General features: G+C 66.8%; 22 protein-coding genes. 11 read left to right on the top strand and 11 right to left on the bottom strand.

Annotated features, from left to right (window positions below; genetic code table 11):
* Positions 1-162: 162 nt before the first annotated feature.
* Positions 163-1,626 (top strand): glutamate--cysteine ligase, encoded by a 1,464-nt coding sequence (locus tag AB0259_RS13100; protein ID WP_366222961.1) that lies wholly within the window; start codon positions 163-165, stop codon positions 1,624-1,626.
* A 4-nt stretch (positions 1,627-1,630) separates the two neighbouring features.
* Here AB0259_RS13100 and AB0259_RS13095 read toward each other — a convergent pair whose 3' ends face one another.
* From AB0259_RS13095 to AB0259_RS13070, 6 genes are all read right to left on the bottom strand, one after another.
* Entirely contained in the window at positions 1,631-2,677 is a 1,047-nt protein-coding gene (locus tag AB0259_RS13095) for an acyltransferase (RefSeq protein WP_366222960.1), read from the bottom strand.
* Positions 2,678-2,788: 111 nt separating this feature from the next.
* Entirely contained in the window at positions 2,789-4,294 is a 1,506-nt protein-coding gene (locus tag AB0259_RS13090; RefSeq protein WP_366222959.1) for a carboxypeptidase regulatory-like domain-containing protein, read from the bottom strand.
* A gap of 110 nt (positions 4,295-4,404) precedes the next feature.
* Positions 4,405-5,748 carry a phosphoglucosamine mutase gene (gene glmM / locus AB0259_RS13085; RefSeq protein ID WP_366222958.1) on the bottom strand — a complete coding sequence of 448 codons (1,344 nt, stop codon included), beginning with the start codon at positions 5,746-5,748 and terminating at the stop codon, positions 4,405-4,407.
* A 7-nt stretch (positions 5,749-5,755) separates the two neighbouring features.
* A complete protein-coding gene (gene rpsI / locus AB0259_RS13080; RefSeq protein WP_064003289.1) occupies positions 5,756-6,241 on the bottom strand; it encodes a 30S ribosomal protein S9 in 486 nt (161 codons plus the stop codon).
* 29 nt (positions 6,242-6,270) lie between these two features.
* The gene (rplM, locus tag AB0259_RS13075) at positions 6,271-6,717 is read right to left on the bottom strand and encodes a 50S ribosomal protein L13 (RefSeq protein ID WP_064003290.1); all 447 of its coding nucleotides are present in this window, start codon (positions 6,715-6,717) and stop codon (positions 6,271-6,273) included.
* A gap of 240 nt (positions 6,718-6,957) precedes the next feature.
* Positions 6,958-8,367: a hypothetical protein gene (locus tag AB0259_RS13070; protein ID WP_366235834.1), complete on the bottom strand. Its 1,410-nt coding sequence runs from the start codon at positions 8,365-8,367 to the stop codon at positions 6,958-6,960.
* A 235-nt stretch (positions 8,368-8,602) separates the two neighbouring features.
* Between AB0259_RS13070 and AB0259_RS13065 the strand changes: the two genes are divergently transcribed.
* Positions 8,603-9,112: an acyltransferase gene (locus AB0259_RS13065; protein WP_366222956.1), complete on the top strand. Its 510-nt coding sequence runs from the start codon at positions 8,603-8,605 to the stop codon at positions 9,110-9,112.
* Here AB0259_RS13065 and AB0259_RS13060 read toward each other — a convergent pair.
* From AB0259_RS13060 to AB0259_RS13050, 3 genes are all read right to left on the bottom strand, one after another.
* A complete protein-coding gene (locus tag AB0259_RS13060; protein WP_366222955.1) occupies positions 9,109-10,263 on the bottom strand; it encodes an oligosaccharide flippase family protein in 1,155 nt (384 codons plus the stop codon). The two genes, AB0259_RS13065 and AB0259_RS13060, sit on opposite strands and share 4 nt — an antisense overlap.
* 54 nt (positions 10,264-10,317) lie before the next feature.
* The gene (locus tag AB0259_RS13055; RefSeq protein WP_366222954.1) at positions 10,318-11,187 is read right to left on the bottom strand and encodes a glycosyltransferase family 4 protein; all 870 of its coding nucleotides are present in this window, start codon (positions 11,185-11,187) and stop codon (positions 10,318-10,320) included.
* A gap of 340 nt (positions 11,188-11,527) precedes the next feature.
* Positions 11,528-12,706, bottom strand: a complete 1,179-nt coding sequence (locus AB0259_RS13050; protein ID WP_366222953.1) for a glycosyltransferase — start codon at positions 12,704-12,706, stop codon at positions 11,528-11,530.
* Between the two features lie 591 nt (positions 12,707-13,297).
* Between AB0259_RS13050 and AB0259_RS13045 the strand changes: the two genes are divergently transcribed.
* The 4 genes from AB0259_RS13045 to AB0259_RS13030 are packed head-to-tail and all read left to right on the top strand — an operon-like array spanning position 13,298 to position 16,900.
* Positions 13,298-14,575, top strand: coding sequence for a glycosyltransferase (locus AB0259_RS13045; RefSeq protein WP_366222952.1), 1,278 nt, complete (start codon positions 13,298-13,300; stop codon positions 14,573-14,575).
* A gap of 28 nt (positions 14,576-14,603) precedes the next feature.
* Positions 14,604-15,632 (top strand): GDP-mannose 4,6-dehydratase, encoded by a 1,029-nt coding sequence (gene gmd / locus AB0259_RS13040; RefSeq protein WP_366222951.1) that lies wholly within the window; start codon positions 14,604-14,606, stop codon positions 15,630-15,632.
* A complete protein-coding gene (locus tag AB0259_RS13035; RefSeq protein ID WP_366222950.1) occupies positions 15,629-16,612 on the top strand; it encodes a GDP-L-fucose synthase in 984 nt (327 codons plus the stop codon). Before gmd ends, AB0259_RS13035 begins: the two co-directional genes overlap by 4 nt.
* Positions 16,613-16,633: 21 nt before the next feature.
* Entirely contained in the window at positions 16,634-16,900 is a 267-nt protein-coding gene (locus tag AB0259_RS13030) for a Dabb family protein (RefSeq protein WP_366222949.1), read from the top strand.
* Here AB0259_RS13030 and AB0259_RS13025 read toward each other — a convergent pair.
* On the bottom strand, positions 16,893-17,393 hold the full coding sequence (locus AB0259_RS13025) for an NUDIX hydrolase (protein ID WP_366222948.1): 501 nt from the start codon (positions 17,391-17,393) through the stop codon (positions 16,893-16,895). The genes AB0259_RS13030 and AB0259_RS13025 overlap by 8 nt on opposite strands.
* 141 nt (positions 17,394-17,534) lie before the next feature.
* Between AB0259_RS13025 and AB0259_RS13020 the strand changes: the two genes are divergently transcribed.
* The 4 genes from AB0259_RS13020 (at position 17,535) to AB0259_RS13005 (ending at position 22,987) form a co-directional block, all read left to right on the top strand.
* Positions 17,535-18,722 (top strand): hypothetical protein, encoded by a 1,188-nt coding sequence (locus tag AB0259_RS13020; RefSeq protein WP_366222947.1) that lies wholly within the window; start codon positions 17,535-17,537, stop codon positions 18,720-18,722.
* Between the two features lie 112 nt (positions 18,723-18,834).
* Complete coding sequence (locus AB0259_RS13015; RefSeq protein WP_366222946.1) at positions 18,835-20,349, top strand: polysaccharide biosynthesis tyrosine autokinase; 1,515 nt, start codon at positions 18,835-18,837, stop codon at positions 20,347-20,349.
* Between the two features lie 3 nt (positions 20,350-20,352).
* Entirely contained in the window at positions 20,353-21,228 is an 876-nt protein-coding gene (locus AB0259_RS13010; protein ID WP_366222945.1) for a hypothetical protein, read from the top strand.
* Between the two features lie 19 nt (positions 21,229-21,247).
* The gene (locus tag AB0259_RS13005) at positions 21,248-22,987 is read left to right on the top strand and encodes a hypothetical protein (protein WP_366222944.1); all 1,740 of its coding nucleotides are present in this window, start codon (positions 21,248-21,250) and stop codon (positions 22,985-22,987) included.
* 9 nt (positions 22,988-22,996) lie between these two features.
* On the opposite strand, the gene AB0259_RS13000 is transcribed toward AB0259_RS13005, so the two are convergent.
* Positions 22,997-23,362: a response regulator gene (locus AB0259_RS13000; protein ID WP_366222943.1), complete on the bottom strand. Its 366-nt coding sequence runs from the start codon at positions 23,360-23,362 to the stop codon at positions 22,997-22,999.
* A 109-nt stretch (positions 23,363-23,471) separates the two neighbouring features.
* Here AB0259_RS13000 and AB0259_RS12995 point away from each other — a divergent pair, with 109 nt between their 5' ends.
* On the top strand, positions 23,472-25,103 hold the full coding sequence (locus tag AB0259_RS12995; protein WP_366222942.1) for an ATP-binding protein: 1,632 nt from the start codon (positions 23,472-23,474) through the stop codon (positions 25,101-25,103).
* Positions 25,104-25,119 lie beyond the last annotated feature (16 nt).

Here is a 25,119-nt window from a genome sequence, read left to right as displayed (position 1 = left end):
CACCCGGAAGCGGAGCGTTCCGGGACTGACCACGCTAGGCAGCGGCAGGGAACGAGCCAACCCCTGGCAATTCGGACCGGGATGAGTTAGCGCGTCATGGTCGACGGCGGTGGCCTTGTCAACCGCCCCGCCCCCTCCCTCCGCCCGACCTATCGTGGCGGGGTGGGAGAAGAAGTCGAGAAGCAAGAGATCACCGGAGCCGACCGCACCCTTCACCGGGAGAAGATCCGTCGCAATCTCGACGTCTTCGAGCGGATGCTGCGCGAAGCCCGCTTCGACACCGATGACCCGATGACGGGGCTCGAACTCGAACTGAATCTCGTGGACTCCGTGGGTGACCCCGCGATGCGGAACGAGCAGGTGCTGCGGGCGATCGCGGACCCGGCGTTCGTGACGGAGCTGGGGCGGTTCAACGTCGAGATCAATGTGCCGCCGGCGAAGCTCCGCGACGGCGGTCTGACCACGTTCGAGGAGGGCATGCGGCAGCGGCTGAACGACGCCGAGGTGCGGAGCGAGGATCTCGGCGCGCATCTGGTGATGATCGGCATCCTGCCCACGCTGGCGGAGCGGCACCTGGGCCGCAGCACGCTGAGCGCGGACTCGCGGTACGACCTGCTGAACGAGCAGGTGCTCGACGCGCGCGGCGAGGACATCGCGATCTCGATCGCCGGTCGGGAGCGACTCGAGACGACGACGGACTCGATCGTGCCCGAGGCGGCGTGCACGAGCACGCAGTTCCACGTGCAGACCTCGCCGGCGGAGTTCGCGTCGTACTGGAACGCGTCGCAGGCGATCGCCGGAGCGCAGCTCGCGGCGGCGGCGAACTCGCCGTTCCTGTTGGGCAAGGAGCTGTGGCGCGAGTCGCGCATCCCGCTGTTCGAGCAGGCGACCGACACGCGCAGCGAGGAGCTGAAAGCGCAGGGCGTGCGTCCGCGGGTGTGGTTCGGCGAGCGCTGGATCACGTCGGTGTTCGACCTGTTCGAGGAGAACGTGCGCTACTTCCCGGCGCTGCTGCCGATCATCGACGACGAGGACCCGCTCGAGGTGCTCGAGTCGGGCGGCGTGCCGTCGCTGGCCGAGCTGAAGCTGCACAACGGCACGGTCTACCGGTGGAACCGCCCGGTGTACGACGTCGCCGACGGCATGCCGCACCTGCGGGTGGAGAACCGGATCCTCGCCGCCGGGCCGACGGTGGTCGACACGGTTGCGAACGCCGCGTTCTACTTCGGCCTCGTGCGTTCGCTGGCGGAGGATGAGCGCCCCGTGTGGTCGCGCATGCCGTTCGCGACGGCACGCGAGAGCTTCCTGTCGGCAGCGCGCGACGGCATCGAGGCGCGCCTGTCGTGGCCGGGTGTCGGTCAGGTGCCGGCGACGGAGCTGATCCTCGAGACGCTGCTGCCGCTCGCTGCTGACGGCCTGGACGCGTGGGGCGTCTCCCCCGCTGAGCGCGACCGCTACCTCGGGATCATCGAGGGACGGTGCGTCGCGAAGACGAACGGGGCGGAGTGGTTCGCGAAGCGGATGCGGGCGCGCGAGGGCATGGAGCGTTTCGACGCCCTGCGCGCAACGCTGCTCGAGTATCGCGAGGCGATGCACACGAACGAGCCGGTGCACACCTGGAGCTGAGCCGTCAGCCCGCCACCGCCTCGGTCTGCACGTTCCGCTGCACCCGCCGCCCCGGGCGCAGCTTCATCGCGTGCCGCTCGAGCAGGAACCAGCTCGCCGCTGCGAGCGGCAGGGTGAGCAGGATCGACAGGATGCCGAAGAGCGGCACGCCGAGCGCGGCGAGGCCGAAGCTGGCGAGCACCTGTTGCACCGGCATCCCGTAGATGTAGACGCCGTAGGAGATGTCGTTCTCGAGCTTGAGGCGCGGGTGCTTGAGCATCGCGCCGAGCCCGAGCATCAGGTAGGCCCACGGCAGCGCGCCGACGACCCGGTAGTCCGGGAGGAGCATGCTCGCGGCCGTGACGACGGCTGCAGCTCCGAGAAGCGGCCAGCTGACCGGGATGCGGCGGGCGTACTGCTCGATGAGCATGCCGGCCGCGAACATGATGCCGAAGCGCGATCCGTGCACGGCCCAGTAGTTCTCGACGGGACCGTAGGCGGTGGCGAGCAGGCCGAGGAAGGTCAGGCCGAAGATGAGCGGGACCGTGGCGCGGAACCGGTAGAGGGCGAGCAATCCGAGGGCGAGGACGCCGAGGTAGCAGAGGAACTCCCAGAAGAGGGTCCAGAGCGATCCGTTCCAGTACCCCGGGTAGGGGACGTTGAGCGGTGTGCCGGCGATGCTGTGGTCGAAGATGCGCAGCGCAGCGTTCTGCACCACGTACTTCACGTTCTCGACGGAGATGACGTCGAGGTAGCTGCGACCGGTGACCAGCGCGGTGGTGATCGGCGCGATGAGGAACGCCGTGACGATGAGGCACACCCAGAAAGCCGGGAAGATGCGCAGGGCCCGGGCGGCGAGGTAGCGCCACCAGCTCGGATTGCGCTTCCAGCTGCCGTAGATGAGGAACCCGCTGATGGCGAAGAAGCCGTCGACGCCGAGCTCCCCGAGTGCCTGCCGGAGCGCCGGCCACTCGACCGGATTCCCGGTCAGCGGAAACGAATGCCAGACGATCACCGACACGGCGAGCATCAGGCGGATGAAGTTGAGCGCGTTCATCCGCGGGTCGTACACGCCCCCAAGCGTGCGAAAACGGTGTGGTCCCCTCACCCTCCGGAGGTTACACGCGGAAGGAGACGGATGCTCACCCGATTTTGCGCGGGCCGACCGACAGAGGCCCGCCGATCACCGCGGGCGAGCGGCGGCGGTCGGAGCGGAAGTAGCGCTCATCGAGACGAAGCCCTTTTGCGTCCCGGTCACCTTCACGGTGTACTTCTTGCCGCGTCCTGAGACCGGGACCGTGAAGGTCTTCTTCGACGCCTTCGAGACGGCTTTCCCGTTCGCATACCACTGGTAGCGAAAGGCGGTGCCCTTGGCCCACGTGCCCGGGCTCGCCGAGAGTATGCGACCGACGCGTGCGACACCGGTGATACGTGGCGTGCCGACGAGCTGCACTCTGGCGGTGGCTGGGGCAGTACGGGACACCGACTGGTAGCCGGCCTTCTTGTGCGTAACGGTGACGGTAACTCGCTTACCGACCGTCGACGAATTCGGAGTGAACGTCCGTTTATTCGCACCGGCAATGGCTTTGCCGTCTGCATGCCATTGGTACGAGAAGGTGATGCCGAGCAGGAACGGGTTGGCATGCGCGGTCAACGTCCGCCCGGCGGCAGGTGTTCCGGTGATCCACGAGGGCTCCGTCCGGATCGTGCCCACGAGAGTGGTGCGCAGTCCAACGGCGTCAGCGGTGCTCAGCCATGTCGCTCCGGACAACGTCTCTGAACCGCCGTACCACTGAGGGCGGGCATCGATGCCGGACCGAGGGGTGAACTTGAAGGTCACCTCACCGACGGGCACCTCATCGAATCGGTACTGGCCACGGCCACCCGTGGTCGTCGTGAATTGTCTGCCGTCGCGGTAGCGCAGCGTGACATCGACGTCATGCTGCGCGTAGCCGTCGGGGTGATAGACGTTGCCACTAAGCCAGTCGATGAACCACGCCGAGCCATTCACGCCGACACGGTCCTCGCTCCGGCCAAGGGTGAGTCTGCCGTCCGGCGCACCGCTCCAAAGGCTGCTGACCCCGGGGCGGAAGTCGGGAGATGCGGGGACGAAAGCGAGCCGATAGTCGCCCGGCTTCACGCCGGTGATTCGATACGTGCCGTCAGCCGCCGTGTTCGCGGTAAGGGGCGAGTAGAGCCCTCCCCCCTCGACGATGGGCGTCAACTGGACCCGCGCTGAGGCGAATGGCGTTTTCCCATCGGAATCGACGACACGCCCCGAGATCGACCCTGCGGCGTCGAGGCGCGCGATCAGAGGGGGGAGGTCCTCGCCCGCCTGCACGGTCAGGATGTTGGCGGTCTCCCAGGTGGTGGCGTCCTGCCAATACTCGTCGAGGACGAGTTTGTTCCGCGTCTGGAACTCGAGGATGTAATCCCCGGACGCCATCTCATCGAGGACAAACGCCCCCTCTCGGTCGGTCGGAATGGTGCGGTTGCCGCTGGGATCGTTCTCGCGGCCGATTACGGGGTAAACCTGGACCTGACCGACGATCCCCTCGCCATCCGGTCCGAGCATGTGACCCGTGACCGTCGACGTGTCCGTTGCGGACGCCTCCGTCGACACGAGCGTCAACGGCACCGCGATAAGGAAGGCCGTCAACAAGGTCGCCGCGCGGCGCGTTCGAAGCATGCTCAACCCCCAGGTCGCTGGTCTCCTCGAGGGTGACCCGCTCACACTATGGCATGACTCGTCGCGTCGTCAGGCGCTGCCGGCCACGGCCGTCTGCAGGCGGGCCGTACTCAGCCGCGCACAACCTCTGCGAGACGCTCCGCGACCCGCTTCGCGTCCGCCTCGGACGCCGCCTCCACCATCACGCGCACGAGCGGCTCGGTCCCCGACGGGCGCAGCAACACCCGCCCCGAATCACCGAGCTCGGCTTCCGCCTCGGCAACGGCCGACAGCACATCGGCATCCGTCGCGCGCGACCGTTCGACACCCTTCACGTTGATGAGCACCTGCGGGAACACCGTCATGACCTTGGCGAGCTCCGACAGCGGCTTCCGCTGACGAGTCACTTCCGCCGCGAGGTGCAGGCCAGTGAGCAGGCCGTCACCCGTGGTGGCGTAGTCGCTCATGATGACGTGGCCGCTCTGCTCACCGCCGAGAGAGTAGCCGCCCTCGTTCATGCGCTCGAGCACATAGCGGTCGCCGACGGCGGTCGTTTCGAGGTGGATGCCGCGGGCCGCCATCGCGCGATGCAGACCGAGGTTGCTCATCACGGTCGCGACGAGCGTGTCGTCCTTCAGCAGCCCGCGCTCTTTCATCGACACAGCGAGGATCGCCATGATCTGGTCGCCGTCAATGATGCGACCGTCGGCGTCGACGGCGAGGCAGCGGTCGGCGTCGCCGTCGTGGGCGATGCCGAGGTCGGCACCGGTGCGCAGCACCTCAGCGACGAGCACGTCGAGATGTGTGGAACCGACACCGTCGTTGATGTTCATGCCGTCGGGGTCGGCGCCGATGACGGTGACCTTGGCCCCGGCATCCCGGAACGTCTCGGGTGAGACACCGGAGGCGGCACCGTTGGCGCAGTCGAGCACGACGTGCAGGCCGCGCAGGCTGGTGCGGAGTGACGCGAGCAGGTGCACGACGTAGCGGTCCTCGGCATCAGCGAAGCGGCGGATGCGGCCGACCGCTCCCCCGGTGGGGGCGAGCTTGGGGCCGCTCATGGCTTCTTCGATGCGCTGCTCGACCACGTCGGGCAGCTTGACGCCGCCACGGGCGAAGATCTTGATGCCGTTGTCGGGCGCCGGGTTGTGCGATGCCGAGATCATGACGCCGAAGTCGGCGTCGATGTCACCGACGAGGAACGCGGCGGCCGGGGTCGGCAGCACGCCGGCATCGAGGACGTCGACGCCCGACGAGGCGAGGCCCGCGGCGACGGCTGCGCTGAGGAAGTGACCCGAGACCCGCGGGTCGCGGGCGACGACGGCGGTGAGGCGGCGTCCGCTGCGGCGGCGGGCTTCGGCGATACGACCCTGGCCCAGGACGACCGCGGTCGCCTGGGCCAGGGTGAGCGCGAGATCGGCGGTGAGGGGGCCGTTTGCGAGGCCCCGCACACCGTCCGTCCCGAACAGTGCCATCGAAGGATTAACGCTTCGAGTACTGGGGAGCCTTGCGCGCCTTCTTGAGACCAGCCTTCTTGCGCTCCTTGACGCGAGCGTCGCGCGAGAGGAAGCCGGCCTTCTTGAGGGTCGGGCGGTTGTTCTCAGCGTCGATCTCGTTGAGAGCACGCGCGATGCCGAGGCGCAGGGCGCCGGCCTGGCCCGAGGGGCCACCACCCGAGATGCGGGCGATCACGTCGTAGCCACCGGCGAGGCCGAGGACCGTGAACGGGTCGTTGATGAGCTGCTGGTGCAGCTTGTTGGGGAAGTAGTCCTCGATGGTGCGACCGTTCACCGTGATGGTGCCCGAGCCGGGAACTAGACGCACACGGGCGATGGCCTGCTTGCGGCGGCCCACGGCTGCGCCGGGGACGGAGAGGACGGGGCGAGCCGGGGCGGCCTCAGCGGCAGCCGGGGTCTCGGTCGAGTAGTTCTCGGGGGTCTGGTCGAGGGAGTCAGCGATCTTCGCCATCAGATAATCCTTGTTCTTCTCTGCGGCGCTTACTGGGCGACCTGGTCGAAGGTGTACGTGGTGGGCTGCTGGGCCGCGTGCGGGTGCTCGGCACCGGCGTAGACCTTGAGCTTGGACAGCTGCTGGCGACCCAGGCTGTTCTTGGGGAGCATGCCGCGGACGGCCTTCTCGACGGCGCGCACCGGGTTCTTCTCGAGGAGCTCGGAGTAGGTGACGGACTTGAGACCGCCCGGGTACCCCGAGTGACGGTAGGCCTTCTTCTGCTCGAGCTTCTGGCCGGTGAGGGCCACCTTGTCGGCGTTGATGATGATCACGAAGTCGCCGGTGTCGACGTGGTTCGCGAAGGTGGGCTTGTGCTTGCCGCGCAGAAGCGTGGCAGCGTGCGAGGCGAGGCGGCCGAGGACGACATCGGATGCGTCGATGACCACCCACTCACGGGTGATCTCACCGGCCTTGGGGGTGTACGTGCGCGTCACAGTAGTGCTGCTTTCATCGATTCGAACGGAGAGGTTCGTGAATCCCACTCCGGGGTGGTTCGCTCGGGATGCCGGTCGAACACGCCAGTGGAGGGCTCACGTTCGCGGTGCGAGGCCAGCAGGGCGCAGGCACCAGGGGTCAATGATACGCGATCGGACCCCGGTTCGCTACGCGAGACAGTCGCCGACCTTCAGCACGAACCGGGGATCCAGGTAGCTAGTGTTCCGCCGACCGCTCCCCTAGTCAACGCGCGGCATGCGATTACTGGATAAGCCCACCGCGACACTTTGACGAGGGGCGGCAGTGACAACGCGACCTTTCGGCCGCACACGTCGCGCAATAAGTAGCCCAACCAGGCCAGCAAGAACGGCGTACACGATCATTCGACTCGAGAGTCGAAGGCCATATTGAATCGACTGCAGGGCGAAGAGTGCAGATAGGCCGACAATCGCGATACCAAAGAGCGGCTGCCTCAGAGCAAGGAGCCGAGTGACGAGCATTTCTAGTGAACCTAGAACGACGCCGAATCCAACCCACACGAGGGTGAGCCACGGTTGACCGTAGTTTCCCAGTTCACCCACAGCCGAAAACGGCGTCCACGCGTTGAGGTTCATGTCCCTCGAGATGTCGTACCAACCAGCCATGCCACCGGGCGCCGGGTTGAGCGAGATCACTAGATTCTGCAACGGTATCGGAGCGACTCCGAAGGCTGTGATTCCAGTGGTCGGGAATGCGATCAGTACATTGTTGAGAGTCTCGGGCCAATCGACCTCAAAATACGAGAATTCAGCGAGCTTGGATGCGTACGGAACCAACCCGTGTACCGCACTGTCTCGAAAGAAGAGCGGGAGAGGCAGCAGCAGTACGGCGGCGAGCCCAGTCGGGATAACAGCTCTCAACGCTCGCCTCGGCTTCGCCAGCGCGTATCCGATCGCAAAACAAAGCGGAATGAGCGCGAGTCGCCTCGAGCCCATTCCCAGAAAAACAACGATATACGCAGCAAGCAAGAGCAGCGTCCCGATACGAATGGAACGGCTTGCGGAGTTGGCCGCCACATAGCCGAGGACAGCTGCCGCAGCAATGGCCAATTGCTGACCCAGCCCGAACAAGGTCATCTCCGCGCCACCCGCAAGATAGACCGTGCGGTACACGAGTCGATCGCCAAGCGACCCAACCACTAGCACCATCGGAACTAAAGTGAGCGGCAAGATCCACCGCTCAGCGCCCCGCGCAAACGAAATCCCTTCTCGCAAGGAGGTCGAATGCCCGCCCGCGCGCCGGAGCAGAACGACCGCTGCTGCGCCGACCACGATAAGGCCGGCAGAGAGTGCGAAGAGGATCGCCGTCTCTACTCGCACCTCGGGTGTGAGGCGAAGTGTCATCCCCCCGCCTTCCAACCCTTCCAATTTGTCAGCGAGAACGTACCCGAAGAACCCGGTGGCCGAAAGAACGCCGACGGTGATCCACACCGGAGATAGAAGCGGCGTCTGTAGGTCACGCCGCAACAGGACGAGACCGACAATTGGCAGCAGACACAGGAGAGCGGGGTAAAACGCAGAGGTGACGCCACTGAGCACCAAGAAGACCATGCTGACGGTCACGACGATGCCCGCAACCACCCAACCGATCTTCGACCTCAGTGCCCCCATGGTGCTCAGGCTAGCAGTGGTACTTTGCGCGCCCGTCGCACCATCAGAATGCTCGAAGTAGGCGATTGCTCTGGGCGCCAACAAGAACGCGGGTCTTCGTGCGCCCTAGGCGCGTCGCCCAGGCGATCCCAGATGAGGGGCGACCGCAGTAGACTCGGCGTGATTCCGCGCTGGCGCGGCCACGGAGCCCGATCACGCGAACTGGTGGGGCCAGCGATGTACTCGGGGAGTTCATGTGCTTGCAACAAGTCTGAAAGTCGTCTCGATCCTTGATCGCGCGAGCCAGACCGCATATCGAGCGGCGGCTGCGAGAGCGATGAGACTCTTCGGAGTGAAGGTCACTGGGACACCGCTCTGGGTGAGCCCCCGCGTTTACTGGGACGCGCCGAGGTCGGGACTCATCTCAGTCGGAGACCGCTGTGTCATCAGTCATTACGTGAAAATCCTCACCCACGACTTCAGCTTGGACCGCGTGTCTGAGTCCAAGACCGGTATCTCTGACTACGAGCTCTCGTACCGCGCGCCGGTCACAATCGAGGACCGCGCGTTCATCGGAATGGGCGCGATCCTCATGCCAGGTGTCAGGGTCGGCGAAGGCGCGATTGTCGGGGCCGGAGCTGTAGTTACGAAGGATGTGGCAAGCAATACCGTCGTGGCGGGGAATCCGGCAAGGCTCGTCCGGACGACCGAGGAGTATTGGGCGGGCAGTCGAGGCCGCTTCTCCAGCTCGCGCCGCCGGCGTTAGTCGCCCGCTCGGAAGGCCGTCCAGCTCGCCGCGACTGCGGCGATTGCGTACCCTGCAATTCTCGCGATAACGACTCCGTCAACGCCCACCACAGGATAAAGGGCGAAACAACCGATCAGCGAGAGGACGGCGCCGGCACCGCTCCCGACCGCAAGATGCCCTGCTCGTCCGCGAGCGGTCGCTTGGGCGCTAACTATGTCTAGCCAGACTCCAAGAGTCGATGCGACAACTAGCCACGGCAAAATTTCCGACGCCGACGAGAAGGGTCCCCCAAAGAGCCAAGAGATCAAGGGGTCACCTAGCCAGATGGATAGGAGGACGCCTAGGAGGCCCAGACTAAACACAACGGGTGCGGCTCGCGCGAGTCGACTGCTTTCACCACCCGCCAGTCGAGGAAGGATGACCAACCGGATCGCCGTCGATGCAATCAGGGCAACATCCGCGAGGGTGGCTGCGACCACATAGAGCCCAAGCTCGTAGCTAGTTCCGATGAACGACAATGTCACCTGGTCGAGGCGGAGTAGCGCGAGTTGGGCAACTGCCGCTAGCCAGATGGGCCACCCTAATCGGACCAATGCGCTCGCAGTAACGCCACGAGGAAGTCCGCCGCGCGCGAGTTTGGCTCGCGCGAAAAGGACTAATGGAATCCCACCGAGCGCTGTCGAGCCAAGTAACACCAAAAGAGCCGACTCGACGGTCATCGATTGCGTAGCGAAAAGGAAGATAGTACCCACGACCCGCAACGTAGCTTGAGTCCACTTTTCGGCTGCGATAGCGCGAAAATGTTCCGCCGCGACAATCATTCCGCGAAGAGGCATGAGACCGATCATCGTGCCGACGTACGCAGACGCCAGAAGCGGAGCGGCGCCGCCCTGGACGAACGGAATAGTTATCGTCAGGAGTGCAGAAAGAGCTGAAGCGAGGATCGCGATCGCGATGGTTACAGCGCTCGCCGAAATCGAGAATCTTGCCGCCGCACGCCGATAAAGAAGCACGCTCGCGTCCTGCAGCCCGAACGAGAAGAGCGCAGGCGCGATCATCAGGACGGCCATGATCGCTGCCAACGCGCCCCGATCATCGACGCCGAGACCTCGCGCCAGAAGCGGACCGGTCGCGAGCGATGCAACTGGTATCGCGATGTTCGAAGCCATCACAAGGAGGAAGGGCCTCACCCGTCGCAGCATTGGAACGCCTACCGACTTGCCTTAGAACGAGTCCGAGTAGACAGAGATGAGTTCGCGCGCGAATCGTCCCCACCCGAGATACGGGTTCGATCGAGCCGTTCCGAGTTTCGCTGCGATCAGCATCTCGGGCTCGTCGATCGCTTGCTCGAGAGCCTCTAGCAACGAGTCGGCTCTCCCGGACTCGAAGACCCACCCTGCTCGGTGATCGGCGATCACCTCACTCACACCCGTCATATCCGACGCTACGACCGGAGTACCGCATGCAAGCGACTCAGAACCAACGTACCCAAACGCGTCTGCGCGAGATGGCAGCACTGTGACATCCGCCCATCGGTACTGGGCTCGCAGTTCTCCCGGGGATAGCTTACCCAGGTACAGCACACGTTCATCCCGCGCGACTCGCGCAACAGCGCTGGCGCTCGCAGCTCCCGCCACGCGCAGTTGGACACTTTCTGGAAGGCGGTCGAGCGCAGCCAGCAGCAGATCGAACCCTTTCCGTCGATCAACGGACCCAACGAAAAGCATGCGGAGAGAGCACGGCGAATCACGTTGATGGCTCGCGGGATCATCTGCGTCGTCGGGACGAAAGAATTCAGTGTCCACGCCGTTGTGCACCACTCGGAGACGGCTCTCGGGATACCCCATCGACACGAAGGTCGAAGCAGTCAGCCGACTATTGCAGAGAATAACGTCACTCCGCTCATATTCGCTGTTCAGCTTGCTCGAGATCACACGCTCCGGATGGACATAGTCGGAACCTTCCGCTTCAGACAGCCTCGCCTCCACTTCCTGGTGAAGTGCGCGCCGCTGGCACACCCAGAGCAGATCGCGCGATTTGTTCTGCCGCATCGATTCGAGCCCGACACCGCTCGCAAAGTGGACGGCATTCACTTCGGACGTGATCGAGCGAGCAAGAACGTTCCCGAATGCTTTCTGTGACCGCGCGAGCCGCGCCCCTAACGGCGCTGACCTCGGAACCTGGAGTAGCACCTCGCTCAGGTAAGACGGTGTGTAACGCAGATGCGAGAGACCTGGAACGACCCGTCGCTGATTGAATCGGTATATCGCCCGCTGGGCCGGCGAGATCTTGCTAAGGGGTGGATGGAGTGCGATCGGCTCACTGCGAAGAGGCACTCCGACAAAAGATTCAAGCATCCCGGAATCGGCGAGCGCCGAAGCGATGTAAGTACCATTCCGCACATTAAATCCGAGCGCGACCCGGTAAGCCGATTTAGACTGATCCATCGCTTGAGCGGCCTCCCACCGCGCCCTCTCCCGACAACCCGACGTTCGAGAAGTCTCGACTGGTCGTGGGCGCACCTCGATACAGGTTGATCAGCTCTCTCGCAATTCTGTCGATATCGAGCCAGTCCTGTAGCGCCGCTCGACCACCTCTCACGAGCCGCTCACGGGAAGTGCGCGAGCTCATGACGTGCAACACGCCAGTCGAAACTGCCTCTGGTGTCGAGTCGACGAGAACAGCCGCCCTGAATTTCTCCAAATCGGAAGCGATGCCACAAGAATCCGAAACGACGGGAACCGCGCCAGCCGCCAGTGCCTCTAGGACTGCCATCGGGAACACCTCACCTTCGCTTGGTAAAACGAACACTGAAGCCCTCGTGAGCACCTCGATCACGCCCTCCCGGGTGAGGGCACCGCCATACCGGACATTGACGCTTGGATTGTCTGCGATGAATTGGAGCCCGTCAGCGAGCGACCCTTCGTCGGGGCCGTAGAACTCGAAGACTGTGCGCTCTCGTTGCTCAGACACGATCGCGGCAGCTTCGAGGAAGACGCGCAAATTCTTCCTCGGATGAAGCCGAGAAATGAAGGCAACAAGGTCGTCATCTCGTTTGGCGCCCTGGGCGACACCGGCCGAGATCCCGTTCGGAAGTCTTTCTATCGTGGCCGACGAGGCGACCGCCCGGATACCTGCGGCCTCGGTCTCCGTCAAGACGATCACGCATCGCGCTGCTCCGAGGGCGCGCCGGATTAGCACCCGGTCTAAAGCTCGTACCAGCGAGCGGGCATCGGGCATGATCATCCCGTGCGTCTGAATCACTACTTTGGTTCGAGTCATGCGAACTGCCACTAACACCGAGCACGAGATCAGGTCGCGTCCTGCATGAATGTGGACGGCATCGAACTTCCGCAGATTCATGAACGCATAGAGGACGAGGCCAAGCGAGACTAGCCCAGTGAGACCAGGTGCAATCCTCAGGCACCGGAAGAGACGAATGTTAAGGGTCCCCGAGGGCTTCAGCCCAATCGGTCGACCATCCCATCCAGCGGCCAATGTGACTTCCTCCCCATTTCGCCGCAAGGCTTGCGCCTGCTCAATCGCGACCGCGACCGGCCCCCCGAACGCGCCGTCACGTGAGACGAGCGGCACGATCATGAGCACCTTCATGCCGGGAATCTCCGCTCTGCCGCACTAGCTGCCCAAATCGTGTTCGGCGGCACCTCCGAGTCGACGACGGTCAGCGGGCGAATGAGAGCTGACCTACCGATTGTGACTCCACCGGTCACAACACAGCGGGACGTGACCCAGACGCCGGGCTCGATCCGGATGGGACGAGTGAGCAGTGCCATATCTCGTCTGTGCGCATGACTACCAGTCGTCAAAAGCGTCTCTTGAGAGATCACAACGTCGTGACCAACCCAAATTCGGTCTTGGTTGTGAAACCAAACGCCCTCGCCGATCCATGATCGCGCGCCGATACTGAGCTTCCAAGGGAACTTGACTCGCGTACGCGGGCGAAAAACGACGCCTTCGCCAATGTCTGCCCCGAAAGCTCGGAGCACTCGAACCCGAAGCCCCGAGCTGATCTGCCACGGGTTGGTCACGAACAGCAGCTCGCACACGGCCCAGAGATAGACGAACCAGGCCGGCCGGTCCCATGCTGCACGCTCGCCGGGGGCCTTCGAGAGATCGATCACCGGGATGTCAGACATCGTCCACCTTCTGAAACCAGACCGAAACCGACGCGCGGCTAGGGTCATGAACATGTCGCGTCCCGCCCCCGCAGTCACTGTACTGGGAGTGAATTACCCTCCCGAGCCGACCGGGATCTCCCCCTACACCGGTGCGATGACGCGCGGCCTGACGAGGCGGGGATACCGGACTCACGTGGTCACGACGCATCCTCATTATCCGGAGTGGCGTGTATCGCCAGGTTACGGACAGTGGTCACGGAGGGAACATCTCGACGGCGCCCATGTGCTCCGCCTGCGGCACTACGTTCCCGGCAAGCCCAGCGGCATCCGTCGCCTACTCTCCGAGCTGAGCTTCGGGATCCGCCTGCTCACCGCGCCCCTGCAGCAGCCCGATGCGGTCGTCGCCGTGTCGCCGGCCCTCTTCTCCTCTGCGGCCGCGGCCCTGCGGCTCAAGATGTTCCACCGTAAGACGCCCCTAGTCGTTTGGGTACAGGACCTCTACTGGCTCGGTCTCCGCGAGACCGGTCAGGCCGGTGGGCTGAGCAGCAGGATCATCCAGCTGACCGAGAAGTGGCTGCTCTCGAACGCCGATCGCGTCGTCGTCATCCACGATCGCTTCGCCGCCCGGGTGAGCGAAGACTTCGGCATCCCGCGCGACCGCATCCGCGTCGTACGCAACTGGACTCACCTCGCCCCCACTCCCCCCGTCGACCGCGCTCAGGCGCGCGCCGCCCGTGGCTGGGGCGACGAGGTCGTCGTGCTGCACGCCGGCAACATGGGAATCAAGCAGGGCCTCGGCAACGTCGTCGACGCGGCACGCCTTGCCGCCGAGCGAGGTGAGAACGTGCGCTTCGTCCTCATGGGCGGCGGCGGCGAGCGCGACCGCCTGCGCGCCCTGGGCGACGGCATCCCGACCTTGCAGTTCATCGACCCGCTGCCCGATGCCGAATTCTCGGCAGCCCTAGCGGCAGCCGACATCCTGCTCGTCAACGAGTTGGCGGGCGTCAGCGAGATGGCCGTCCCCAGCAAGCTGACGTCCTACTTGTCCAGCGGGCGGCCCGTCATCGCCGCGACCGACGAGAAGGGCATCACCGCCGACGAGATCCGCTCCGCCGGCGCCGGTGTGGTCGTGCCGGCCGGCAGCCCCAAGGCTCTGCTCGGCGAGAGTCTGGCGCTCGGCCGCGACCACGCTCGCGCCGACGAGCTCGGACAGAACGGCAAGCGTTACCGCGAGACGGTGCTCGACGAAACATTCGCGATCGAATCGTTCGCTACTCTGCTCGCAACGCTCATCGACGGGGACCGTGCGCGGTCCCCGCGCACCCTCGCGTCGGCGAGTTGACGACCTCACCTAGCCCAGGGGGAAAACCGTGACCAAGCGCGCTCTCATCACCGGCATCACCGGCCAGGACGGCTCGTACCTCGCCGAACTGCTCCTCTCGAAGGGCTACGAGGTGCACGGTCTGATCCGGCGCGCGTCGACCTTCAACACCCACCGCATCAATCACCTCTACGTCGACCCGCACGACCCGAGCGCCAAGCTGTTCCTCCACTACGGCGACCTCAGCGACGGTGCCCGCATGGTGACGCTCATGAGCGAGATCAACCCGGACGAGGTGTACAACCTCGCTGCGCAGTCGCACGTACGGGTCTCGTTCGACGAGCCCGAGCACACCGCCGACACCACCGGCACCGGCACCATCCGCCTGCTCGAGGCGGTGCGGTTGTCGGGGATCAAGACCCGGTTCTATCAGGCATCCACCTCGGAGCTGTTCGGGGCGACCCCTCCCCCGCAGGGTGAGGACACCCCTTTCTACCCGCGCTCCCCTTACGGCGTCGCGAAGCTGTACTCGTACTGGATCGTGAAGAACTATCGCGAGGCGTACGACATGTTCGCCGTCAACGGGATCCTCTTCAACCACGAGTCCCCGCGACGCGGTGAGACGTTCGTCACCCGGAAGATCACGCGCGCCGTCGCCCGCATCAAAGCCGGCGTCCAGAGAGACCTCTACCTCGGCAACCTCGAGTCCATCCGCGACTGGGGGTACGCCGCCGAGTACGTCGAGGGCATGTGGCGGATGCTGCAGGTCGACGAACCGGAGGACTTCGTCCTCGGCACCGGTGTCGGCTACACGATCAAGGACTTCCTCGAGACCTCGTTCGGTCACGTCGGGCTCGACTGGCAGGAGTTCGTCAAGTTCGACGAGCGCTACCTGCGCCCCACCGAGGTCGACGCCCTCATCGGCGACCCGTCGAAAGCCGCCGACAAGCTCGGCTGGGTTCCCACCATCGACGGGAAGGAACTGGCCAAGCTCATGGTTGACGCGGACGTGGAAGCACTCGAAAAGGGTCCGGAGTGGATCGACACCGTGAAGCTCGCATCGTGGGGCACCAAGTGACCACCGCCACCGACGGCGTCACCTACACCCCCAGCGAGCTCGACCGCGACGCGACGTTCTACGTCGCCGGGCACCGCGGGCTCGTCGGCTCGGCGATCGTGCGCAAGCTCGAGGCCGAAGGATTCACGAACGTCGTCGGGAAGAGCTCCGCGGAGCTCGACCTGAAGAACCGTGACGACGTGTTCGCGTACATGGCCGAGATCAAACCCCGCTACATCGTGCTCGCCGCGGCGAAGGTGGGCGGGATCCTCGCCAACAGCACGTACCCGGTCGACTTCCTCTCCGACAACATGCGGATCCAGACCAACGTGCTCGACGCGGCCCTCGCCAACGACGTCGAACGGGTGGCGTTCCTCGGGTCGTCCTGCATCTACCCGAAGTTCGCCGAGCAGCCCATCCGCGAGGACTCCCTCCTCACCGGGCACCTCGAACCCACGAACGACGCGTACGCGATCGCGAAGATCGCCGGCATCCTCCACACCCAAGCGGTCCGCCGCCAGTACGGGCTGCCCTGGATCAGCGCCATGCCCACCAACCTGTACGGACCCAACGACAACTTCTCCCCGAAGGGCTCGCACGTCCTGCCCGCCCTCATCCGTCGTTACGACGACGCCGCGAAGACCGGCGCCGACGCGGTGACCAACTGGGGCACCGGCACCCCGCGGCGGGAGTTCCTGCACTCCGACGACATGGCCGACGCCGTCCTACACCTCCTCGAGCACTACGACGGACCCGACCAGGTCAACGTCGGCACCGGCACAGACGTCACCATCCGCGAGATCGCCGACACCATCGCGGACGTCACCGGGTTCACCGGCGACACCGAATGGGACACCACCAAACCCGACGGCACCCCGCAGAAACTCCTCGACGTGTCCAAGCTCGCCGACGCCGGCTGGACCGCGAAGATCAGCCTGCAGGAAGGCCTCGAACGCACCGTCGCCTGGTACCGCGACCACGCCGACACCATCCGCGAGTAAGCAGTGATCTACCGTCACGTCGTGCTCTTCCGCATCCACGACCACGTGGAAGAGCACGACGTCGACGCAGCCGTCGACGCACTCCGGTCTCTCGCCGACCTGCCGTGCGTCGAGAGTTGGCACATCGCCCGATCGCTCGACGAGCGCAAGGGCCGCATCCTCGTCGAGGAGGGGACGTTCGCCGACGAGACAGCCTTCGCTTCCTTCCGCACCGACCCGCGTCATCGCGAGGTCGCTGCGCGGATGGCCGAGATCTCGGACTGGTGGATCGGCGACTACGTCAGCTGAACGCGCCGGATTGGCGCTGCAGCAGCTCGATCAGCTCGGCCGACCCCGGCCACATCGGTTCGGGGAGCGCAGACGCGTCGAAGTAGCCGAAGTCGAGGGCCTCGTTCTGCGGCGTCGGAGCGCCGTCGATGTCGACCACGAAAGACAGGCCGATCGAGTGCTTGCGCGGGTCGGCTCCGTGTGAGGTGCCGTCGGTCGGCGCGACCTCCGGCGGGAACCACTCGTACACATACGCGGGCTGCGCGTTCGGTTCCACGACCAGGCCGACGTTCAGGGTGTCGCGGGCGTGCCGACGAAGGGCCCCGACGATCGTCTCGCCATGTTGCACGCGGCCGCCCAGGTGGCACCACACGCGACCGAATGGGGAGTCGCGCTGGATCAGTCCGACCTCTCGGCGACCGTCGAGGGCGACGCGTGTCGGCACGAAGTCCACACAGGCGATCGGCACGGAGCGCTCGATGAGCGCGTAGACGTCGTCGGGAAGGAAGGTCACGCTCCATCTTGGCCCGCGGCGCGGTGGCTGATCCTCCATACTGAGGGGTGCCGCGGCGGATCTGGGTGGTCGCCGGGCAAGGGGGAACACATGGGTCGTCGCGCCTGGAGCACAGTCGTGGTCGGCGTTGCAGGAGTCAGCATGATGCTGATCGGAGCGGTGCCGGCATCCGCTCTGGCGACGCCTGAGCCGACGGCGAGTGAGGCGCCGGTCAGCGAGGCGCCGGTCGTCGAAACTCCCGAGACCGATGAAGCGACGATCGATGAGGCGGCTCTCGGCTCGTTCACGTCGCCGGCGACGGTGGAGATCCGCGGCGCCGTGCGCAGCGATGAGGTGGTCGAGGCCGTCATCACCGCGGATGCCGTGCCGCAACCGACGTCGTACTCGTACCGCTGGTACGTCGATGACGAGGAGATCCCGGAAGCAACCGCGCCGACGCTCGTCGTCGACCCGTGGTACGTCGACAGCCGCCTGACCGTCGTGGCTGTGCCTGAGCTCGAGGGCTACGAGGCGGAGACCGGGAGAGGCACATCTCCTGCGAGCGATCCGATCGCGCCGGCTCAGCACACCGGCAGCCTGACGGTGGCGCTGCCGCAGACCATCCAGGCGTCTCAGGTCGTCACCGCGGTCCTCGGTGGTGATGTGTCCCCCGAGCCGACGTACACGGAGTACACCTGGCTCGTCGACGGCGAACCCTTGGCGGACGCCTGGGAGCAGACCCTCGACCTCGCCCAGTTCGGCGTCAGCGCGGGCTCAACCCTGGCCGTCACCGCCTCGTCAGCCGCCTACGGCTACACGCCGGTCGAAGCGACGTCCGCGCCAGTCACCGTCCTTCCGGGGCCGACGGTGGACGCGGACATCGTCAACCTCGCCGAGGGGCTTGGTATCCGTCTGTTGGGCACCTACTTCCTCGACACGGACGAGCTCACGGTCGAACTCCACGATGATCCGCTCAGCGACGCCGAGGCTTCGTCCGAGCAGCCGCTCGACGCCGACCCGTTGGTCCTCGGAACAGTCACACCCGACGGCGACGGGCGGTTCGCCTTCGAGGCACCCATCGGAGACCCGGCCGATGTGATCCGATTCGTCGTTCGGGACGCGCGGGGAACGGTGCTGTACTTCCAGAGGGTTCACTTCATGTGGCTGATCGACGACGAGCCCGAGCCTGAAGTCGCCGAGGTGCGCGATGACGACACCGGTCCGCGCCTCGCCGACACCGGCGGTCCCACCGGGCTGGCCGGCGTCTCGGCGGCCGCCCTGGCCATGATCGTGGCCGGCACCGCCCTCGCCTGGAAGGGGCGGCGACGGCGCGGCATCCGCTCGGCGTGATTCTCGCCGGTCATCGAGATCGATACCCCGCGTCATTTGCCCGACACACCCCTGTGGCAGACTGAGCCGAATTGATCGGACGCCCGACGAGGCGTAAGGCACGAGAGGCACCATGGAGCTCAGCGACTACATCCGCGTCCTCCGCAAGAACTGGCTCATCATCGTCGTGCTGACGCTCGTCGGCCTGGGGGCCGCCGCGGCCTACTCGCTGACCCGCACTCCTATATATGAGTCGTCGAGCAGCGTCGCCGTCTCGACACAGACCGGCGGCACGGCATCCGACATCCAGCAGGGCGCCAACTTCGCGCAGACGCGCATCAACACCTACGTCGGTCTGGTGCGGACGCCCATCGTCCTCAACCCCGTCATCGCCGAGCTCGATCTCGGCGTCACGGCCGAGTCCCTCGCCGAGCAGGTCAGCGCCTCGTCCGCGCTGAACACCACGATCATCACGATCACCGTGTCCGACCCCGATCCCGTCGCGGCAGCGAACCTCGCCAACCAGATCGCCGCGAGCCTGTCGACCGTCGTCCCCGAGATCGAGCCGCAGATCGACGAGGGCGGCAGCCCAATCCGCCTCACGCGCGTCAGCGACGCGCAGCCGGCCCTCGCGCCCGCCAGCCCCAACGTCCCGCTCAACCTCGCACTCGGCGCGCTCGTCGGACTCGCTCTCGGCATCGGCATCGCGGTGCTCCGCACGGTGCTCGACAACAAGGTCCGCACGCCGCGCGAGGCGGAGCAGATCACCTCGTCCCCCTCGCTCGGCGCGATCGCGTACGACACGAAGGCGAAGGAACGCCCGCTCATCGTGCACGCCGACCCGCTCAGCCCCCGCGCCGAGTCGTTCCGCGCGCTCCGCACCAACCTGCAGTTCCTCGACATGGGCGGCCGCTCGAGCTTCGTCATCACGAGCTCGGTCCCCAGCGAAGGCAAGTCGACCACGACGATCAACCTCGCCATCGCGCTGGCGGATGCCGGCAAGAAGGTCGCGCTCCTCGACACCGACCTGCGCAAGCCCAAGGTCGCCGAATACCTCGGCATCGAGGGCGGTGTCGGCCTCACCGATGTGCTCATCGGCCGGGCCCGGGTCGGCGACGTCATGCTCCCCTGGGGCGGCCGCAGCTTGTTCGTCCTGCCCGCGGGCAAGATCCCGCCGAACCCGAGCGAACTGCTCGGCTCGAAGCAGATGGGCACGCTGCTCGACGTCCTCGAGCGCGACTTCGACGTCGTCCTGTGCGACGCTCCTCCGCTGCTGCCCGTGACGGATGCCGCCATCCTCGCCCGCAGCACGAGCGGCGCGATCCTCGTCGCCTCGGCCGGCAAGGTGACCCGCCACCAGCTCGAAGGTGCCGTCGAGGCGCTCCACACGGTGGGTGCGAAGGTCGCCGGGTTCGTCATGTCGATGGTCCCCACCCGTGGCCCGGACTCGTACTACAACGGGTACGGCTACGGATATGGCTACGGGTACGGCGGCTACGGCTACACGCAGGAGCAGCCGAAGGCGGCCCGCGGACGCAAGCGCAAGGCCCCCGTCGCCGTCGTCCCCGACACCGCTCCCGCCATCGGCGAGATCGGCTTCGACACGCGACGCGAAGCGCGTGATGCCGGCGACACCGCCGTCCGCTGACCCATGGCCCGCCGGTCCCCGGTCCGCCGAGGCCTGCCCTCCGTCGTCGTCGCCGTCCTCGTCGTCGCGCTGACGGTGGCGGTCGGCGGCCTCGTCGCGCTCGCACTGCAGCGCGGGCAGGGCGCTCCCGTCGCCGATCGGACCGCCGATCCCGTGCCGGCGACGACTCCGTCACCGTCCCCGTCGCCCTCCGCGTCGTCGACGGCGATCACCGCGCCCGGCACCGTGGAGCGCTTCCTCGTCGTGGGCGACGACGTGATCTGGCGCGCGACCGCCGGCAGCTGCGGTACCACCGCCCCTGTCGTCGAGCGCTCCGACGACAACGGGGCGACCTGGGACGACGTGACGCCCACCTACCGCGACATCGCACAGGTCCACGCGCTCACCCCCCTCGCCGACACGCAGGCCACCGCCATCGCCGACGTCGGTGACCGCTGTGAGACCCAAGCGCTGCAGACGTTCACCGACGGCGCCTTCTGGTCGCCGTACGAGAAGGTCCTCGCGAGATCGACCTACCTCGTTGACGGCACCGTCGTCATCGACGGCACCGCGCTCACCGCCCCCTGCGCCGAGCCGTGGGGACTCCGCACCTCCGGCGACACCGCCGCCTTCCTCTGCGACGGAACCGCGTACGAGACGACGGGCGGGCAGACGTCGCGGATCGGTGACGGCGTGGTCGCCCTCGACATCCACGACGGCGAGATCGTCGCCGCCTCGGTGGCGCCGGAATGCGACGGCCTGCAGCTGACCGCGCTGTCGGGCGACCGCCAGGAGATCGCCTGCGTCGACGCGGATGCCGCCGCACCGACCGCCCTGACTCTCACCGACGACGCGATCTGGCTCTGGAACGGGGACGCCCTGACGTCCACGCCTCGCTGATCCGAGCGCTACGCTTCCCATGGCCGTCATGCAGGAAGGGGGAACGGTGACGCGTCACGACCGTCGCGCCGCGCTGGAACGCCGCATCCGCACCTCTCTGGCCGTGCTGGGTGCCCCCTTCGTCAGCGGCGAATACTTCACGCGATGGTCGCTCCTCATGTCGTTCGTCGTCGGCACCTTCCTGAGCGTGCCGAGCGTCGGCATCCCCTCGTTCGACGGGTACCTGCGGGGCGTCGCCGTCGCGGCCGTCGGATGGATACCCCTTGCCGCCCTCGGACTGTTCGCCGCTTACGCCGAAAGGCGCCTCGCCAAGAGCCCGGGCGAACGGGTCGCCGTGATCGCAGCGGCCATCGTCGGCCTCTCCGCCGTCCGCCCCTTCCTCAACGACGCCGTCAGTGCGACCCTCTTCGGGCTGTCCACCGGTGGCAACTGGGCGACGCGCATCACCACGAACATCGTCACGTCGGTCATCCTGTTCACCGTCTGCGCGATCGCGGTCACGTATCACCGACGCCTGCGGGCGACCACGCGTCGACTGCGCTCGGCGAGCGCGCTCATGCGCGTCAGCACGGCCGAAGCCGCCCACCTGCAGAGCACCGTGCCGACCGTGCTCGCGCAGATCTCCGATGACCTGCGGCGGCACCGCGACTCGCTGCTCGACGGCACCGTCGACTACGACGCGGTGCGCGACTACTCCGCCCGCGTGCGCGCCGCGAGCCACCGACTCGACGAGCTGACGCAGTGGCCGCCGGACGACGCCCCCGTCGACATCGATCTCGACGATGCACGAGGGGTGCCGGTCCTGGCACGCCTCAGCACCACACCACCGCTCAGCGTCGGGCTGACCTACGTCGCGGCGACACTCCCCTTCGGGCTGTCGCACGGCGGTCCGTCGGTCGTCGTGGCGGCGGTGACGGCCTGCGCGGCCCTCGACCTCGTCGCATCCCTCATCACGCGCCGTGCGCGAGGCCTGCGGGTGACGCTGCGCGGTCTCGTGTTCCTGGCGACCTGGGCCCTCGCGGGGGCGGGAGTGTTGGCGCTCACCTATGCCCTGCTCCCGAACGTCGGCGCTCTCGGTCTGGTGCCGCTGCTCGCGCTGCCGCTCACGGCCTCGGTCATCAGCATGTCCGTCGACGCATACCGCCGAGCACGAGCCGAGGAGGTGCGCGCCACATCCGTCCTGCGAGTCTCGGCCCGTACCCTGGCGTCCGCCGTCGAGTCGGCCCGCGCGCCGCTGCGCCGCGCGAGCGACCTCTTGCACGGCCGACTGCAGAGCAGGTGCGTGATCCTCGCCGCGCACGTGGACGAGTCCTCCGCGGACACGGCGACCATCGACACCTTCCGCACGCAGACCGACGAGGTGCTCGACGAACTCCGCACCGGTGCGCACCTCGTCGTCGAGGAGACGATCGACGACCTCGTCGAGGCATGGTCCGTCGTCATGGACGTGCGCGTCGGCGCCGAGCCTGACGCGCGAGCGGCCTTCGACGACCCCGCGATCGGAGAGGAGGCGAGCCGGCTGGTCAACGAGGCGCTCGTCAACGCGGTGAAGCACTCCGCTGCGCGCGAGGCCGCCGTCGAGATGGAACGCACCGGTGACCGACTGCGGCTGCGCATCTCGAGCCCCGGCGTCCTGTCCCCACGGGCGTCCGCGACGCCCGCACCGCAGGGACTCGGTACACGCGCTGTCGGCACGACCCTGCGTCAGGTCGGAGACCAGGTCGTGCTCGAGCGCGAGTTCGAGCTCCCGCCGCAGTGACGCGCTTGCTCAGCCGGCGAGGAGCGTCTCGATCCGCTCGCGCAGCTGCCGCGGCGTGAACGGCTTCGTGACGTAGTCGTCGACTCCCGCCGCCTTCGCGCGCGAGACGTCCTGCGGCGACGAGCGGGCCGTCAGCATCATGATGCGCGTGTCGGCGAAACCCGGGTCGGACCGCAACTCCGAGCACACCTCGATGCCCGACTTGATCGGCATCATCCAGTCCAGGATGACCACATCCGGATGCCGGGCGTGCGCGGCATCCAATCCCGCGCCGCCGTCGTGGGCGACGTCGACCTCGTGGCCGACGCGCGCGAGCACCTGCTGCAGCAAGGACGCCACATCGACGTCGTCCTCCACGACCAGCACGTGCGCCACGCGGTCACCTCGTGTCCTGCCGAACCCGAACGTCGGCGATGCTGCTGACATTACACTTCGCCGTTCGTGCGAGACGCCCGTTATGACGAACCGGTTGTACGGTGTACGCGTGATCGGGATCGAGGGTCAGCGGCTCGGCCCCGTGCCATCGGGCCGTCGGATCACGTTGTGGACGCTGAATTCGCTGGCCATCGTGTTCCTCGCGCTCATCGGCGTCCGGCTCCAGGCGAACGGGCTTCCGATCGCCATCTGGTGGCCCGCAGCCGGCGTCTCGGTCGCGTTCGCGCTGCGCGTCGCACCCCAGCGCCGGTGGACGGCGATCGCCCTCATCTTCGGACTCACCGCTCTCGCCAACGCGATCGGCGGGCGACCCTGGCAGCTGTGGTTGCTCTACGGGCTCTTCAACGCGATCGAGATCGCGCTCGTCGTCGCCCTCCTTCGCCGACGCGGTGCCCGGTTCCGACTCGACTCGCTGACCGACGCTGCGCGATTCGTGGGGGCGGTCCTCCTCGGCGCTGCGGTCGCCGCCGCCGGTATCACCACCGCGAACGTCGTCGTCAGCGGCGGCACGTTCCTCCCGACGTCCATCGTGATCTTCGCCTCGCACAGTTCGGCGATGATGCTCATCGGGAGCCTCGCGATCCTGCCCCGGGACACTGGCAAACGCGTCCGCCCCGTCGAACTCATCGCCCATGTGGTGGTCGTCGGAGGCGCGGTGCTCCTCGCCTTCGGCCCGCCCGGCTACACGGAGCTGTCGTTCCTGACCTTCGCCGTCCTGGCGGCCGGATGCCTTCGGTTCCCGCTCCGCGTCGCGATCTGGTCGTCCCTCGTCACCTCCGTCACTGCTCTTCTGCTGACACTCACCTCCGGGCGCACCGCGGGTCTGGGCACCGTCCAGTCGGCCGAGGCCGCGGTCACTCTCGTGGTGTTCATGAGCGCCATCGGGCTGTTCACCGTCCTGGTCTCGGTCGCGCGGTTCGAGGGTCGCACGAACGCCGCGGTGGCGGTGCAGGCCGCAGAGGAGATCGCCGCCGCCGAACGCGCGCGCGCGTCCGCCATGGCGACTCAACTCGATCTCGAGCGCCAGCGCGAGGACTTCGTCACCGCCGCCAGCCACGAGCTGCGCACGCCGGTCACCAACGTGCTCGGGTACGCCGACCTGCTGAGCGAATCGGATCTCACGACGGAACAGCGATCGTGGGTCGATGCCACCCGACGCGGCGCGGCCCGCCTCGCCGGCCTCCTCGACGGCTTGACGCAAGCGGCCTCGCCGGGTGAGCGCGTGCGCCTCGCCGTAGACGAGCTCGTCGGCGACGTGCGCGCGGCCCACCAGGCCGAGGCAGTCGCGCGGCGCACGGAGCTCGTCACGACGAAGACCGGCCTGCACGTGATCGCCGTCGACGCCGACGCCCGGCGCGCGCTGTGGAGCCTGGTCGCCAACGCGGTCACGTTCGCCGAAGCCGGAACCGTGGAAGTGTCCGCCAGCCGCATCGGCGACGACATCGCGATCGTGGTGGCCGACGACGGCCCCGGCATGTCTCCCGAGACGCTCGCCCACGCCTTCGAACGCTTCTTCCGCGGCCGCGAGGCAGAGGGGCGCACGGCCAGCGGGCTCGGCCTCGGCCTCGCCACCGCCCGCGACCTCGCCCGCCGCAACGGCGGCGACATCACCCTGACCTCGTCACCGGGGCAGGGTGTCGTCGCCACCCTCCGCCTGCCGGCTGCGCCGACGACGACGTAGATCGATCACGTCTCGG

The organism is Microbacterium sp. NPDC080005 (genome assembly GCF_040702445.1).
In the GTDB taxonomy this organism is placed as follows: domain Bacteria; phylum Actinomycetota; class Actinomycetes; order Actinomycetales; family Microbacteriaceae; genus Microbacterium; species Microbacterium oleivorans_D.
This window is presented reverse-complemented; position numbering and strand designations above follow the sequence as displayed.